Annotated in this window: 13 protein-coding genes; 4 read left to right on the forward strand and 9 right to left on the reverse strand. The window is 63.1% G+C overall.

The features are described 5' to 3' along the window. Positions 1-35 precede the first annotated feature (35 nt). Positions 36-665 (reverse strand): hypothetical protein, encoded by a 630-nt coding sequence (locus GSQ88_RS07040; protein ID WP_159006661.1) that lies wholly within the window; start codon positions 663-665, stop codon positions 36-38. Positions 666-704: 39 nt separating this feature from the next. Then, positions 705-2,072: an MFS transporter gene (locus GSQ88_RS07045; RefSeq protein WP_159006662.1), complete on the reverse strand. Its 1,368-nt coding sequence runs from the start codon at positions 2,070-2,072 to the stop codon at positions 705-707. Between the two features lie 449 nt (positions 2,073-2,521). On the opposite strand from GSQ88_RS07045, the gene GSQ88_RS07050 reads away from it, so the two are divergent. After that, positions 2,522-2,977 carry a cupin domain-containing protein gene (locus tag GSQ88_RS07050; protein WP_159006663.1) on the forward strand — a complete coding sequence of 152 codons (456 nt, stop codon included), beginning with the start codon at positions 2,522-2,524 and terminating at the stop codon, positions 2,975-2,977. Positions 2,978-2,995: 18 nt separating this feature from the next. Here GSQ88_RS07050 and GSQ88_RS07055 read toward each other — a convergent pair whose 3' ends face one another. Both GSQ88_RS07055 and GSQ88_RS07060 read right to left on the reverse strand, forming a co-directional pair. Continuing rightward, positions 2,996-4,048, reverse strand: coding sequence for an amidohydrolase family protein (locus tag GSQ88_RS07055; RefSeq protein ID WP_159006664.1), 1,053 nt, complete (start codon positions 4,046-4,048; stop codon positions 2,996-2,998). A 65-nt stretch (positions 4,049-4,113) separates the two neighbouring features. Next, positions 4,114-4,941 carry an MBL fold metallo-hydrolase gene (locus GSQ88_RS07060; protein ID WP_159006665.1) on the reverse strand — a complete coding sequence of 276 codons (828 nt, stop codon included), beginning with the start codon at positions 4,939-4,941 and terminating at the stop codon, positions 4,114-4,116. Positions 4,942-5,041: 100 nt separating this feature from the next. Here GSQ88_RS07060 and GSQ88_RS07065 point away from each other — a divergent pair, with 100 nt between their 5' ends. Then, entirely contained in the window at positions 5,042-5,989 is a 948-nt protein-coding gene (locus tag GSQ88_RS07065; protein WP_159006705.1) for an alpha/beta fold hydrolase, read from the forward strand. A 178-nt stretch (positions 5,990-6,167) separates the two neighbouring features. Here GSQ88_RS07065 and pdxR read toward each other — a convergent pair whose 3' ends face one another. Continuing rightward, a complete protein-coding gene (gene pdxR, locus GSQ88_RS07070; RefSeq protein ID WP_159006666.1) occupies positions 6,168-7,625 on the reverse strand; it encodes a MocR-like pyridoxine biosynthesis transcription factor PdxR in 1,458 nt (485 codons plus the stop codon). Positions 7,626-7,730: 105 nt separating this feature from the next. Here pdxR and GSQ88_RS07075 point away from each other — a divergent pair, with 105 nt between their 5' ends. Continuing rightward, on the forward strand, positions 7,731-8,687 hold the full coding sequence (locus GSQ88_RS07075) for a DMT family transporter (protein ID WP_246735106.1): 957 nt from the start codon (positions 7,731-7,733) through the stop codon (positions 8,685-8,687). A gap of 24 nt (positions 8,688-8,711) precedes the next feature. Here GSQ88_RS07075 and GSQ88_RS07080 read toward each other — a convergent pair whose 3' ends face one another. From GSQ88_RS07080 to GSQ88_RS07095, 4 genes are all read right to left on the reverse strand, one after another. After that, the gene (locus tag GSQ88_RS07080) at positions 8,712-10,235 is read right to left on the reverse strand and encodes a permease (protein WP_159006667.1); all 1,524 of its coding nucleotides are present in this window, start codon (positions 10,233-10,235) and stop codon (positions 8,712-8,714) included. Then, on the reverse strand, positions 10,232-10,990 hold the full coding sequence (locus GSQ88_RS07085) for an ABC transporter ATP-binding protein (protein WP_159006668.1): 759 nt from the start codon (positions 10,988-10,990) through the stop codon (positions 10,232-10,234). The genes GSQ88_RS07080 and GSQ88_RS07085 overlap by 4 nt, the downstream gene beginning before the upstream one ends. A 190-nt stretch (positions 10,991-11,180) precedes the next feature. Further along, positions 11,181-12,305 (reverse strand): lysozyme inhibitor LprI family protein, encoded by a 1,125-nt coding sequence (locus tag GSQ88_RS07090; protein WP_159006669.1) that lies wholly within the window; start codon positions 12,303-12,305, stop codon positions 11,181-11,183. A 110-nt stretch (positions 12,306-12,415) separates the two neighbouring features. Further along, positions 12,416-13,207 carry a transglutaminase-like cysteine peptidase gene (locus GSQ88_RS07095; RefSeq protein WP_159006670.1) on the reverse strand — a complete coding sequence of 264 codons (792 nt, stop codon included), beginning with the start codon at positions 13,205-13,207 and terminating at the stop codon, positions 12,416-12,418. Positions 13,208-13,829: 622 nt separating this feature from the next. Between GSQ88_RS07095 and GSQ88_RS07100 the strand changes: the two genes are divergently transcribed. After that, a partial coding sequence (locus GSQ88_RS07100) for a FecR family protein (RefSeq protein WP_174247945.1) occupies positions 13,830-15,232 on the forward strand: 1,403 nt, incomplete at its 3' end.

The raw sequence follows: 15,232 nt of genomic DNA on the forward strand, positions 1-15,232 counted from the left end.
CTCCCGTTGCTGCTATGGCCTCATTTCATCACGCTCTACCCCACCACATCGCGCAGCATTGGGTTGTCATCGATCGTAAAGTCGTTGAACAGCGTCGCGCAGGGCTCGCCGTCGGGGGCGCGTACGGCGACTGCGGAAGCCGATACCGCGCGATGCAGGGCGGCGACCGGATCGGGCGGCCGTGTCAGCCGGATTTTGGATATCAGGTAGTCGCGGGCCTCGTTGATATCGTCGTCGTCGTCGAACGCGCTATGGAGCGCGGTCGCCGCGCGCCGCATCTCGTCGAGGCTGCCGCCGGCGGAATATTTCAGCAGGTCCTGCCAGTAGGGACAGGCCACGATCAGCTGGATGAATTCGTCGAAATCGGCGGCGACGACGCCGGCCTGGCCCTCGGACGACACATAGAGCACGTGCTGCGCGGGCGGCAGCAGCGCAAATACGCCGCCGGCGCCGTCGCGTCCGATCGGCCGGAAGGCTTTCGCGCCGTCCACGGTGAACCACCCCGTTTGATCGAGATCGGTTTCAAGCCGGAAGTCGAACGACCAGCACAGCCGCTCCACCGCTTCCACATCCACGGCCAATGCATCTGGGCTGAGGGGCATTTCGCTTCGCCGGCAGTTCGTTATCGATACCCCTTGGTCGCAACCAGCCGGCGCAAAGTTCATTCAATTGCGGTTGGATTCGCCGACCGTCAGCGTCCCCCTCTAGCTGGGGCCGTGGTCCTGGGCGTTGAGGTCCACCCCCTGCGGATCCCTGATGGTGGAGACGGCCACCAGCGATATCACCGCGAGCACGGCGATGTAGACGCCGACCCGCCAGGACTCGCCGTAGGTTCCGATGATCCACTGCGCGATCGCCGGCGCAAAGGCGCCGCCAAGAATGGCGCCGAGCGCATAACTGACGGAGACGCCCGAATAGCGGATTTCGGCCGGGAACAGCTCGGCGTAGAGCGCCGCCTGCGGGCCGTAGGAAAGGCCGAGCCCGATCGTCAGGCCCAGCGCGCCAATGAAAAACAGCACCGCGCTCTTGGAATCGATCAGGAACCACATCGGCACCGCCCACACCGCCATGATGGCGTAGCCGATCTGGAAGCTGCGCACCCGTCCGATCCAGTCGCCCATCAGGCCGCCCAACAGCGTGAACGCAAACCAGCTGACGGCCGCCAGCGTCGAGACCAGCAGCAATTGGTCCGACGGCATCTTCAGCACGTTCAGGCCGTAGCTGATAATGAAAGCGATCAGAATGTATCCGGCGGCGTTATTGGCCATGAAGGTCAAAGCGGTGCGAAAGATCTTGCCGCTGTGATGCCGGAACAACTCGCGCAACGGCGCGGAGGATTCCTTGCGGCGCTGGTGCATCGCCTTGAAGACCGGCGATTCCTCGACCGAACGGCGGATCACCGCACCGATCACGATCAGCACGATCGAAAACAGGAATGGAAGCCGCCAGCCCCATTCCAGCATGGCTTGCTTGCCGAGCGCCGCCGTCATTGCCCACAACACGCCGGTCGCCAGGATCATGCCGAGCGGCGTGCCGATCTGTGGGAATGAGCCGAAGAAGCTGCGCCGGTTGACCGGCGCGGATTCCACCGACATCAGCGCCGCGCCGCCCCATTCGCCGCCGGCCGAAAAGCCCTGGAGGATGCGCAGGAACATCAGCAGCGCGGGCGCCCATGCGCCGATCTGCGCATAGGTCGGCAACAGGCCGATCAGCGCGGTTGCGCTGCCCATCAGGATCAGCGTCATCACCAGTACCCCGCGGCGGCCGAAGCGGTCGCCCATATGGCCGCTGACGATGGCGCCGAGCGGCCGGAACAGGAACGACAGTCCGATGGTCGCGAACGAGATGATCTGCGCCAGCAGCGGATTGTTCTGGGTCATCGGCGAGAAGAACAGCGGCACGAACGCCAATCCGGCGGCCTGGGCGTAGACGAAGAAATCGTACCACTCGATGGTGGTGCCGACCAAGGTCGCGGTCAGGACCTTCTTTTCCTCCCAGGTGATTTTCGCAGGGACGTCTGGACGGCTATTGGCGGATGCGCTGCGCGCAGCGACGGAGCTTTGCAAGGACATGTGAGCTTTTCGGGTGAGGAGGAGAGGATGCGAGCGGAGCGCCCGCCAATCAGCAGGCCGCGACGATCGCCAGATCGTCACAGTGCGACGATTTGACCGGCCACTCAAACAGAAGACTGAACGGATGTAGCATGAAATGACGCCCCCCTTCGGCCGGCGTGTTCTGATGACCCGCCATGCCCCGCGCGAATATTAATTGGAAGGCGGGGCCTGCGCCACTGAATTTGATGCGTTATGAGGGTTCGAAGCCTTTCCGACAGGTGCGCCCGCGGCGCCCGGGGCCCGTGGATGGCACGCGTCGGCGAGGTTTTGGCCGGCGGCGATTGCCGTGGATTGCACATGTTGCCGTAAGGAACGTTTAAAAGATTACCACTAGTTTTGGCGTCAAACCCGCACCGCTGCTTTCTGTCAAATCGCAAGCTTTTTCATTTACGCGTTTGAGGTTCTTGATGTCCCGCGCCCTCATTGAAACGACCAATCTCGCTGTCAACCTCACGCCGCGGCCGATCGAGCCGTCCTGGATCATCGAGGGCAAGCCGGATGCGCGATGGTGCGTGCTGTCGCAAAGCGCGGACGGACTGGCCTCCACCATGGTGTGGGAGTGCAGCGCGGGCAAGTTCAACTGGTATTATGATTTCGACGAGACCGTCTTGATCCTCGAAGGCTCGATCGTCCTCGAAAGCGACACCCTGCCGTCGAAGCGCTACGCGGCCGGCGACGTCATCTTCTTCAAGGACGGCGCGCATGCCCGATGGCATATCGAGGATCGCGTCCGCAAGCTCGCATTCTGCCGCAAGACCCAGCCGGTCTGGCTCGGCTTTGCGTTGCGGGTGGTCCTGAAGCTGAAGAAGATCTTCCTGCCTTCCAGCGAACGCCAGCCTGCGAGCCTGATGGGCTCTTCCTGACAAAATCGCAACGACGAATCACCCCAGCTTCAGCCTGTAGAAATCCGCGGCCGTCTTCGAGAACAATGCGGTCTTCTCGGCTTCGCTGTATTGCGCGGCGATGCGTTTGAAGGCGTTGAAGATCACCTGATAGCTGCACTGGCCTTTATCCGGCGGAAAATTGCTTTCGAACATGCAGCGCGCGGGACCGAAGGCCTCGATGCAGCTTTCGATATAGGGACGCCATGCCGCGGCGGCCTGTTCCGATGATGGCGGCATATCGCGCTCGTGAAAATCGAAGCCGAGCAGCCGCATCGCGAGGCCACCGAGCTTGACGACCACATTGGGGCATTTGGCGGCTTCCAGGATCGAGGCCTTCCACACCGCGAAAGTTTCTTCGCGCCGGCCGGCGAAACGACCGAGCCCGACCGGGCCGCCGCAATGATCGAGCACGATCCTTGTGTCGGGAAATGCGCGGGCCAGATCGACGAATTCCGAAAGCTGCGGATGAAACAGCCACGCATCGAAGCTCAAGTCGAGCGGCGCGAGGCAGGCAAAGCCTTTGCGAAAGGTGGAATCGAGCAACAGGCCTTGCGGCCGCGTCGCGTACATGTGGGCTATATCGGGGTCGGCATCGTAGGCCGATGAATGCCGGATGCCGCGGAAGCGGCCTTGGCCGGCGGTGATCTCGGCCTCCAGAACCGGCTGGGCGCCGTCGCCGAGCAAGAGATTGACGTGGCTGACGATGCCGGCGCAGATCAGCGCCGGGCCGTAGCCGCCGCTGGCAGCCATCGCCGCGACGCCGTTGGCGAATTCAACTTCGCCGACCGGGCGGAACGCTTCCGGGCCGCTGGCGCGATACATCGAACGGCAATCGACATAGACGGTGGCGACGATGGCGTGACCGGACGCGATGTCGTCGGACATTTCCTCGATCATGTAGCGCAGGCCGCCGCGATCCCACAGATGATGGTGGGGGTCGACGATCGGCCGCGTGGGATCGATGATTTCTTCGGTGGTTTGCGCAAGCCAGTCTTCGCGCGGATCGGCGTAGAGCCCGCTCTTTGATGCGGCGGCATTGCCAGAGACCATGGATCGTCACTCCCTTTTTTTCTGCTTTTTGCTTTGTCGAGATTATTGTTTCCCGCAGGGGGCGTTCAAACCCCGTCGAGGATTATGACCGTTGGCGTGCCCGGGAGCAAATCCCGCGAAATCCGCAACGTGCGCTCGGCGCGAACGTCGATCGCGAATTGCTGGCCGATCCGCTGCATGAATTCCTCCAGCGGTGTGGCGAAGCGATGCATCGGCAGCACCACCGAGGCGCGCAAGCGCTTGACGATGTCGGATATTCCGTCGAGCGACATGGTGTAGGTGCCGTCGATCGGCACCATCAGGATGTCGATCCGGCCGATCGCCGCCAGATGGCTGTCGTCGAGCGGGACGTGGAGATGTCCGAGATGGCCGATGCAGAGCCCGGCGACCTCGAAGATGAAGATCGAATTGCCGTCCCGGATCATCTCGCCGCCGGCATCCTCGCCCCAATAGCGGCGGATGTCGGTCGTCACGTTGCGGATATAGACGTCGCCGATCCGCTCATTGATATGCGCCGGCTGTCCGCCGTCACCCCAGCCATGCAGCACATGGGGAATGCGCGGATCCGGAAACAGCGTGTAATGTGTCGAGTGCGCGCGGTTCATGGTGACGACATCGGGCAGACGGCCGACCTGATAGGCACCGCTATAATCGGTCGCGATCCGCACGCCGCCGGGGGTGTCGATAAAATAGGTCGAGTGCCCGGCATAGGTGATCGCGACCTCGTCCGATGCCGCCGCTGCCTGCCGCAGCGCGACCGGCGTGGCGCGCGGCGCCGCATTGGACATCGCCAAGCATTCGCTGCGGGCGGGTTGCTGGGCGGCGGCCGGCGAGATCGACAACGGGGCGATCAGCGCAAGCAAGGCAAGGCTGGCGACAAGCGATCGCAGCATGAAGGATCCATCTTTCGTTGATGCCGACGACGACAATGTATCGCCGAACGCCGCAGAGGGCTATTTTGTCGGGATCAACAGATCGTCAGGAGACGCAGCCATGGAATTGACGTCGGGGACATCATCGGGCGTGCGTGCGCCGTCTTCGCACCGGCTGGAACCGCTTCGTCACGTCGATGCCGGCGTGCTCGATATCGCCTATTACGAGGCGGGCCCGGCGGATGGTCCGGTCGTGATGCTGATGCACGGCTTTCCCTATGACATCCATTCCTTCGTGGACGTCGCGCCTCGGCTCGCCGCGCAAGGTTGCCGCGTGATCGTTCCCTATTTGCGCGGCTACGGGCCGACGCGCTTCCGCGACAAGGCCACGCCGCGCTCGGGCGAGCAGGCCGCGGTCGGCGCCGATATGATGGCGCTGATGGATGCGCTTGGCATCCAGCGCGCGGTGTTCGCCGGCTACGATTGGGGCGGCCGCGCGGCCTGCATCGGCGCGGCGCTGTGGCCGGAGCGCTGCATCGGCCTCGTCAGCGTGAACTCTTATCTGATCCAGGACATTGCAGGGGCTATGGCGCCGGCGCGGCCGGAGCGCGAAGTGCCGCTCTGGTACCAGTACTATTTCCAGATCGAACGCGGCCGGGCAGGGCTCGCCGCCAATCGGCGGGGGATCGCGAAGATCTTGTGGCAGCAATGGTCGCCGAACTGGCAGTTCGACGACGCCTGCTTCGAGCGGACGGCGGTCGCGCACGACAATCCTGATTATGTCGATGTCGTGATCCACAGCTACCGCCATCGCTACGGCCTTGCCGAGGGCGATCCGCAATATGCCGGGCTGCAACGCCGACTGGCGGCGCTGCCGCCGATCACGGTATCGGCCATCACGCTGGACGGCGCCGGTGATGGCGTGGCCGTTGTGACCGACGGCAGCGCCAGCGCACCGAAATTCACCGGCCGCCGCAGCCATCATGTGATCCCGCGCGCGGGCCACAATCTGCCGCAGGAAGAACCCGAAGCGTTCGCGGCGGCGGTGATGGAGCTGGTGAGGGGATAGAGCGTTTTCGAGCCAACGGGTCGCGCGAATGTGCGCGCCCGATGACAGGCTCCGTGGATACCTGTTCGCATAGCAATCTGCGCAGATTGCGTAGACTTATCTGCGGTAGAAAACGCGTCAAAACAAAAACCTAGAGCCTTGTTCCGATTCTATCGGAACGGGGGCTCTAGAGCGCCAGTCAGGAATCGGGCCATCTTCGCATGACCTCGCCGATGATATCGGCACCCGCATCGATCTCGCGTTCGTTCCAGGCGGCGAAGCCGAGAAATAGGCCGTGTTCGGCGGTCCCGCCGATGAAATGAGGCGAAAGAGACCGTGCCGTCACGCCCATTTTCGACAGATAGCTGCTGACGGCGCGGTCCTCGCATCGCGGCTTGAAATAGGCGGTCAACTGCATGCCGCCGCTCGGTGCAGCGGCGGTTAGCCGATCGCCGGCAACGGCGTTGAGGGCCCGCACCAGATGATCGCGCCGATCGCGGTAGAGCCGCGTCATCTTGCGGATATGGGCCGCGAAATGACCGTCCTCGATGAATTCGGCCAGCGCATCCTGCACCGGAGCCGATGCGATCTGGCCGCTGTGACGTTGGGCTTTCTCGAAGACGTCAACGAAGCTTTCGGGGACGATGATGTATCCAACGCGAATATCCATGAAGGTCGATTTTGAGAACGTGCCGACGTAAATCGTGCGGCCGGTCTCATCCAGCCCCTGCAGGGCCGCGACCGGTCGTCCGTCATAGTGAAATTCGCTGTCGTAATCGTCTTCGACGATCGTTGCCCCGGCCGATGCCGCAAAACTCAAAAGCTGCTGGCGCCGATGCACCGGCATCAACCGCCCGGTCGGATACTGATGGGAGGGCGTGACGAAGATCAATCGCGGCCGGTCTCGCCGGCCCTGGATCGACAACCCGCTTTGATCGAGCTGCACGCCGCAGACCCGCGCACCCGCGGCTTCGAGCGCGGCGTGCGCGCCGCCGTAGCCGGGACTTTCCAGCCATGCGAGATCGCCGGCATTGAGCATGACGCGCGTGATAAGTTCGATCGCTGCCTGAGCCGAAGGCAGGATCATGATCTGCCGCGCGCCGGCTTTGACGCCTCGATGCTCCACCAAATGCCGGAGCAGTGCCGCCTGAAGCGCCGGACGGTTCAGCGCCGGCACACCGAGCACAGGCATGCCGCGCGCGGCGCGCCGCAGACAACGCGCCCACAGGTCGCGCGGAAACTCCCGTGCGTCCCCAAGGCCCGGAAGAAACGGCCGTGGCGCGCCCTCGTTGCTGACGGGCCAATCGGATTTGCGAAGACGTTCCGCCCAGTGCGACATCAACGGTTTGGCAGCGGCGCTGCGCGCGTTCGCCTTGCCGCGCATCAGGGATGGCTTCGAGGCGGCCACCGTTGGGCGTCGCCCTCTCGCAATGTCGAGATAGCCCTCCATCGCCAACTGGTCGATCACGCTCGATACCGTGTTGCGCGAGATCTTGAGCTGAAGCGCGAAATCCCGGCTGGATGGCAGCCGATAGCCGGGCGGCAGCAGGCCCTTCAACATCGCATGGCGCAGCTGATGGTAGAGCTGCCGCGAGAGCGTTTCGCCGCTTCGTGGCCGCAGCTCGACATCGATCAAGCCGGATAGGGCGTCGCGCATCCAAACTGGCTCTATCAATTTTGTAGAAATGGACCTTTTTATAAAGCCAGTTAAATCTATGATCGGCCGTCTGTCCAGTACCGCTTCGGTATCCCGGAATGAAGGATGACGGATTATTCGATGGATCACCCTCTGCCCCGCCATAAGGCGCTGTTGCTGTTCGCTGTGGTCGTCGTGGCGTGGGGCCTGAACTGGGCGGTGACCAAGACGATCGTCCATAGCGTCCACCCGCTCTGGGCGACCGCGATCCGTTCCGCCGTTGCCACCGTGGCCCTATTTTTCCTGCTGCTCGCGCGCGGGCAGCTGATCGTTCCGCGCCGCGGCGACGTGCCCGTGATCATCGCGATCGGGGTGCTGCACATGGTGGCGTTCTCGGCGCTGGTCGCCTACGGCCTGCAATTTGTCCCGGTCGGCCGATCGATCGTGCTTGGCTATACGACGCCGCTCTGGGTCGCGCCCGGCGCGTGGCTGTTCCTGCGAGAACCGCTGACCAAGGCACGGATGGCCGGGATCGGCTTAGGCCTGCTCGGTCTGATCGTCATGTTCAACCCGTTGGCCTTCGATTCGAGCGATCGAAATTCGCTGATCGGACATGGCCTGATCCTGCTGGCGGCGTTTTTCTGGGCCGCGAACATCCTCTATGTCCGCGCACACAAATGGATATCGACACCGTTCCAGCTGGTGTTCTGGCAGACGCTGCTGGCGACCTTGATCTTGTCCGCGATGGCGTTCGTGGTCGACGGCGCGCCACAGATCGATTGGAGCCCCAAGCTTGCGGGAGCATTTCTCTACGGCGGAATCTGTGGGACGGCACTGGCATATTGGGCCATGGCGATGGTCAATCGCAGCCTGCCGGCCGTCACCACGTCACTGGGTATTCTCGCAACGCCGGTGATCGGCGTGGTCAGCTCCGCGATTGCATTAGGAGAGCCGATCGACGCATCGCTGATTGTGGCGATGACGATGATACTGGGCGGCATCGCGGTCGGGACAATCCCGACCGGTAAACGCACCTCGCGTGAGGAGACGTCGCCCACGAACGCCGAAACGATTCGGGCGTAGCGTCACAGTTCGATGGCCGAACGCTCATCGCTGGCGGGGGCTGATCTTCCAGGTTGCCGCGATGATCGCCGCCGTCATCAGGCCGGTGATCACCGCGGCGACCGGGATCGCCAGCACCAAGGCCGCGGTCGCGGCCCAGCCGATCGACGAAAAGGCTTCCGCGAAGGTCGCAATCCGCGACGAGGTCTGGCGGCGGCGGAATTGGCTGCGCCGGGCCTGGACCCGGAACCAGAGCTGGATCGCGGTGGCGCAGATCGTCGCAATCGCCACGCCCACGGCGGTGACGACAGCCTGCAGCGGCGAGGCGAATGCCAGTGCTGCGATCAGCGGCGCGAACACCATGCCGATGGCGATCAAGACCACCTCGATCTTGGCGCGGGTGACGCGCGAGGCCGATAGCGGCGCGGTCGCCACCAGGTCGGCGGCGTCTTCGCCCGAGATCGTCAACCAGGCAAGGCCGCCGGAGAGTTGGCCCGCGGCCATCACCACGACCGGCGTGATCAGCACGATGGCCGTCGAACTGTCGGCAAAGCTTCGCCACAGCATCAGCGCCGGCGGCACCAGATACAACAATTGCATCAGCGATTGCGACACCAGCCAGGGATCGCGGCGCAGCAACGCGAATTCCTTCCAGCGCAGCGCCTGTTGCCGCGAACCGGTGCGAAATACCGCCGCGCGCGAGCCTTGCCGGGTCGGCGTGGTATTCGCCGAGACGCGGATCGCAGTCTCGGCAAACTGGCGCGAGAAAATCGCCATCACGACGCCGAGCAGCATCAGGCCAAAGGACAGCAGGAGCAGCAGGGCCTCGCTGTCGCCAAGTGTCGCGCGCGCCGGCCACCAGACGATGCTGTCGGCGTCGGGCGCCCAGGCCGCCGCGGCATCCGAGGTGAGGACCGCGAAGCGCGACAGCGTGCCATAGGACATGATCGCGGCGATCTGCAGCGCGATGACAAAGCCGGCGCCGATGACCGCCGCGAGGATTTGCGCGACCAGCCGGGTCCGGCTCGGGCCGATCAGCCGGAACAGCACGAGCGTGAACGCGATCGCACCGGCGGCTGCGGACAGGCCGATCGCGACGACGACGCCATAAGCCGAAAGCCAGCGGCTTCCGCCGCCGATCACGAGAACGTCGACGAAGGGCGTCGAGAGCAGCAGCGCCATCGCCGTGACCGACAGCGCGATCGCGGCGATGCGAACCGAGAACACGTTGGTCAGCAAGACCGGGGACGACATGATGAGATCGAGATCGGCCCGTGCATAGAATACCCGCGTGACCGATTCGATCGCCTGCGACAGCATCAAGGCCCACGCCAGGAAGATGGTCGCGGTGATGACGATGAGGGAGGATTTATCTATCGGCATCCGCAGATCGGCAAACCGGCCGATCACGGCATAGGCCGGCAGATGCAGCACGGCGGCGAAGATGATCAAGCCGATGACGGCGCGTTTTCGTTTACGCCCGCCGCCGGTCATCATCGCGAGCCATTCGCGCCATGCCAGCCGGATTTCGTGCCGGGCAAACCAGGTCAGGGCTTCGGCGGAGCTCATGCGGCGGCGGCCTCGACATCGACCAGCGCGATGAACATGTCTTCGAGACTGGTATCGTTCTGACCGTTCTGCTGGCGCAATTCCGCCAGCGTGCCCTCGGCGACGAGCCGGCCTGCCGCGATGACGCCGATGCGGTCGGCCATGCGCTCGGCCACTTCCAGGATATGCGTGGTCATGATCACGGTGCAGCCGGCGCGCACGCGCTCGCCCAGCAGGCCCTTGACGTGACGCGCCGACAAGGCATCGAGGCCGGTCAGCGGTTCGTCCAGGATGATCAGCCGCGGATCGTGCACCAGCGCGCCGGCGAGCGCGACCTTCTGGCGCATACCCTTGGAAAAGCCTTCGCAGCGTTCGTGCAGATGCGGTTCAAGCCCGAGCGAGACTAAAAGCTCGCGCGCCGACGGCTCGGATCGTTTGGGATCGACACCCCAGAGACCGGCCACGAAGGCGAGGTATTCCAGCGGGGTCAGCTTGTCGTAGATCATCGGCTCGTCGGATACCCAGGCCGTGATCTGCTTGGCAGCGATCGGGTCGGCGAGCGCGTCGATCCCGAGCACCGAAACCGAACCGGCGTCGGGCCGCAGCAGGCCGGCGACCATGCGCAGCGTCGTGGTCTTGCCGGCGCCATTGGGCCCGAGCAGCGCGTAGAATTCGCCCGAACGTACGGTGAGATCGAGCGCGTCGACGGCAAGGCGATCAAAACGCTTCGTTAACCCTCGCACCTGCAGTGCGGATGGTTGCTCGGCGGGGTTCATGATGCGGGGTGATCCAAGTTCAGATTTGCCAGTTTAGATTTGCCAATTTCAGATTTGCCAATTTTTTTGTCAGTTTCAGATTTGGCTGGTTCCAGCGCGGACCATGAACCCAAGAGATTGCGGCGCGGTGAACGGCCGACGGCAAATCCCGTCAATACGGGCGAATTGTCCGGTCGGAACCAAAAAGGCTTCAGGGACCTCGGCCGATCGAAATACCCTTCGCGATCGGCTGCAGTGTCGCCGAACCGCAGCGCCAGCCGCCGCTATCGGCTTTCTGAAACTCGAACGACTTTTCGATCCGCAATCGATGCGCCACCGCAAAGCTGTCCCGGCTGCGGGGCTGCGACGGCTGGGCCTGTCCGGATTTCAAGTCCCAGCAGGTGCCGGTGCAACCCGACGCGATCGGGCTGCACACCGCGAACGGAGAGAGAACCACCATTTCGATCTCGGCCAGCACGCTGGCACTCTGCGGCTGGATATCGCTGTCGATCTGGATGACGCGGTTCACCGACAGGAAATCCCCGCAAGCATTGGCGGCGTGAATTTGCGCGACGCATAGATCGACGGCATCGGCATCGGGCGCCGCCGGTAGCGGATGGCGGCCAAAAACCCGCTTGGGATCGCCCTTGGCTGCGATCAGTTCGGCGGTCTTTCCATTCATGAAGTCGGCGAGGCAATCCTCGGAAGACGACACGTCCTCCAGCGGCACGTTCTCCTTGCCGACCAGACTGCACTTTCGGTCCCGGCTCCTGATCCACCTTGCGTATTCGTCATGCGCGTTTCTCGCCTCGTCCTCTTTCAGCTTGGCGATCAGCGCCAGTGCATGGTCGTTGAGATCGGCCTCCGCGATCGCCAGCGAAGGGTCGCTGCATATCAGCGACCCGGCCGCGGTATTCGCCGCCAGGCAATCGAAGTTCGGATCGCTCAGGAGCGCGATCCGCTCTTCGGTTTCCTTCACCAGGCATTGCTTGATGGTGCCGACGTTCTGGCTCGGGATATTCTGATTGCGAAAAATGCTGCAGCTTGAGTTGCGGTTGGTGATCCATTCCGCGTTCTCCGCGATCGCAAGGCGGTGGTCCGAGCGCCGGTCGAGCCTGCCCCGGATCGCGTCGTTCAGCCTGCCGGCGAGATCGTTGAGTTGCGGATCTCCGCAAAACAGCCGATCGGCCGGATCCTTGATGTTGACGCAGTGATTTTTCTCAAAGAGCGGCAGCGTTGCGCCGATTGGCGGTTCGGAAGCCGCCGGCTCTTCGGCATAGCCAGGATAGCCCAGTCCAAGCTGGATGATCATGACAGCCAGCACGATCGCCCGCATTTGCTATCCCCGCACCGCGAAATCGCACAAAATTCTCGTTATAGCGATGCTAGCGTCCCGGAGGCGATGAAGAAACGAAATTTTCGCGAGGATGCATCAGGCGGCGTATCTTAGTTGGACGAGGAGATCGAGGCCGGCTGGCCGGTCAGATTGAGCGCCACCAGCGGATCGCGATCCCGCAGATTGGCCAGCGATGGCATGCCGACATATCGCATGACGTCGTGCTGATCGATCACGAACAGCGGCCGGGTGTTGCGCACGTCGGCGTCCTCGACCATCGCCATCCGGCGATTGTCGAGCGTCAACCAGCGCCCATCGAGCCGTGCCGCGGCGACGGCATGATCCTCGCCGCTAAGGGTATCGTGCACCACCACGATCCGCAGATCGTCGGGAGAGGCGCCGGCCAGGCCCAGCGCGACGAGCTTGGCGATCGCGTAGTCTTCGCAATCTCCGGCGCCATGGGCGAAGGTGACGAGCGGCGAACTCCACACGTCGGCTTGGCCGTACTGAGCCTGATCGCTCATCGGGCGGATCGCAAGGTTGATCGCGCGGTTGATCTCGCCGATGCGGGCGCGGCCTTCGCGGGCCCGTGCGTTGTCGACAATGGCGAGAAGCTGGAGCGCGGCCGGAGAGGCGCAGCGTTCGCGGTCGCCGTCGCAAAGCGCCAGTTGCACCCGTTCATCGTCCAGTTTGCGTTCGACACCGAGCCATTTGTCCCGCAAACCGCCATAGGTCAAAACGGCCGCGGGCGTCCCGAAGGGCTCGCTGGAATTCCTGGCTGGAGCCACCGAGCCCGGCGTCAGCAGCGTCGCAGCCTCAAGATCGGCGGCTGACCCGAACCAGGCCAGGCCGCAAGCGAGCACAAGGCCGCGCCACGCGTGCAAGCGACTGAAAGTCCCCATCTGACACCCCCGTCCGGGCATCGGCGAGGCTATGGCCTGCTCGTGACCGGATCTTTTCGGATGGGAGGATGAGGGGCGGGGGCTTTTATTCGGTTTAAAGGCGGCGGTTTGAACCAGGGAAGCGTGGAACAGACTAAAATCTGGGTCGCTAGTTTGCTGAAAATTTTACGGAATTTCACGTTTTCCCGGGTAGGGATGGTTGAGCCGGGCCGAATGACGCGTATTTCCGTGACTGTTGCAGCAATTCCACGGGGTATGGCTAATTCGCGGGAATAGCCGTTTTTGTCATCTAGATCACAGTCTTACGCCGGAAATTAGTGCACCGTCGTGCCGCGAAATGTCCGCTGAAGATGAGGCAAGTATTGGTGGTTGATTCTATACATCGACTTACATCAAAGAACTTGGCAAAGGACCTGGCATGGCGGAAAGCCATACCAGCTTTTACGCTACGGATGCTTCCTGTTTCGTCAAGGGGCGCAAATCGGCCCGCGGCCACGGCGCGACGAGCAACTTACGCGGCCTTTGTACACGCGGCGGAAGCGGTTTCGCGATGCACTGCGTGATGGTATGCAAAGTGCAGATTAGAAAAATTACATAATTATTAACCTTTTTTGGTGGCCCATTGAATTTCGTTGGCAAATTCGACGCCAAGCTGCCTGTTGACGGCCCGATTGCGCACTCCGCTATGCATGCGCATGTCGATGGCACGTCCGCGCACGCTCCGTCGGATGCCATTATCGTCCCAGACGCCCAATTGCTGTTCGGCGGCGAGTTCAAGCGCTCCGGCGTCGACCTGGTCCTGTCCGACGACCACCACGAACTCGTGCTGCACGATTATTTCAAGGGCGAGAAGCGCGTCGCGCTGGCGTCGCCCGATGGCGCCCACCTCACCGGCGACCTCGTCAACGCGCTCGCGGGCCATGTCGAAGTTGCCCAGGCCGACGGCGCTGTCGCGGCCGCCGTCGTTGTCGGTCATGTCACCAAGCTGACGGGCACCGCGACCGCGATCCGCAACGGCGTCTCGATCATCCTGAACCAGGGTGACAACATCGACAAAGGCGACGTGCTGCAGTCCGGCGCGGATTCGGCGCTCGGCGTCACCTTCATCGACGGCACCGTGTTCGGCCTGTCGTCGAATGCGAGGATGGTGGTCAACGAGATGATCTACGACCCCAACGGGTCGAACAATTCCTCGCTGCTCAGCCTGGTTGCGGGCACCATCTCCTTTGTCGCCGGCGAGACCGCAAAGCACGGCGACATGAAGGTCGATACCCCGGTCGCAACCATGGGCATCCGCGGCACCGCGGTGCTGGTCGAGATCGATTTCGACGTTCCGGGCCAGAACGGCGCGCCCTCGGCGAACTTCCAGGTCCTGGTCGAACCGGACGGCTCTACCGGATCCTACATCCTGTTCGACAAGAACACGCTGGCGCCGCTGGCGACGGTCAATACCGCTGGAACGCTAACCAAAATCAGCCAAGGCGTCGTCAGTTTCGAGGCCGGCTCGCCGCTGACGTCGGATCAGCAAAAGCTCATCACCGATTTGTTCACGACGAAATTCGGCGACAGCAACACCAAATCGCTGTTCGATCATTTTACGGATTCGGTTATTCCGCAGTCGTTGCAGCCGGTCTACCTGCCCGGCGGGGTCACCGTGACTCCGATCGTGTTGCTCGCGACGAACCCCCTTGGTTCGCCGCCTTCCGCCCCGAGTGGCGTGACGTCTGGCCTTCACCACATTCATGGCGCGCCGGATGTGACCATCTTCGACCAGGCTTTTGTCGAAATTCCTGGCGTCACCGGCAGCCCCGCGCCCCATACCCTGTCCGCGCCGATCACCTTCACCGATCCGAATAGCGGCGATCGTCCGACGGCGACGGTCGAGTTCACTTCGTTCACCTACCAGGACAGCACCGCCCAGCACAATGACATCAGTGCGTCGCTGACCCCGCAGGAAAAGGCGGCGATCGCGGCGGTCGAAGGCATCAGCCTGCAGACGGTCCCCGGCAACAATAACAACGGCTC

This window comes from Bradyrhizobium sp. S69 (genome assembly GCF_009766005.1).
Classification (GTDB): Bacteria; Pseudomonadota; Alphaproteobacteria; order Rhizobiales; family Xanthobacteraceae; genus Bradyrhizobium.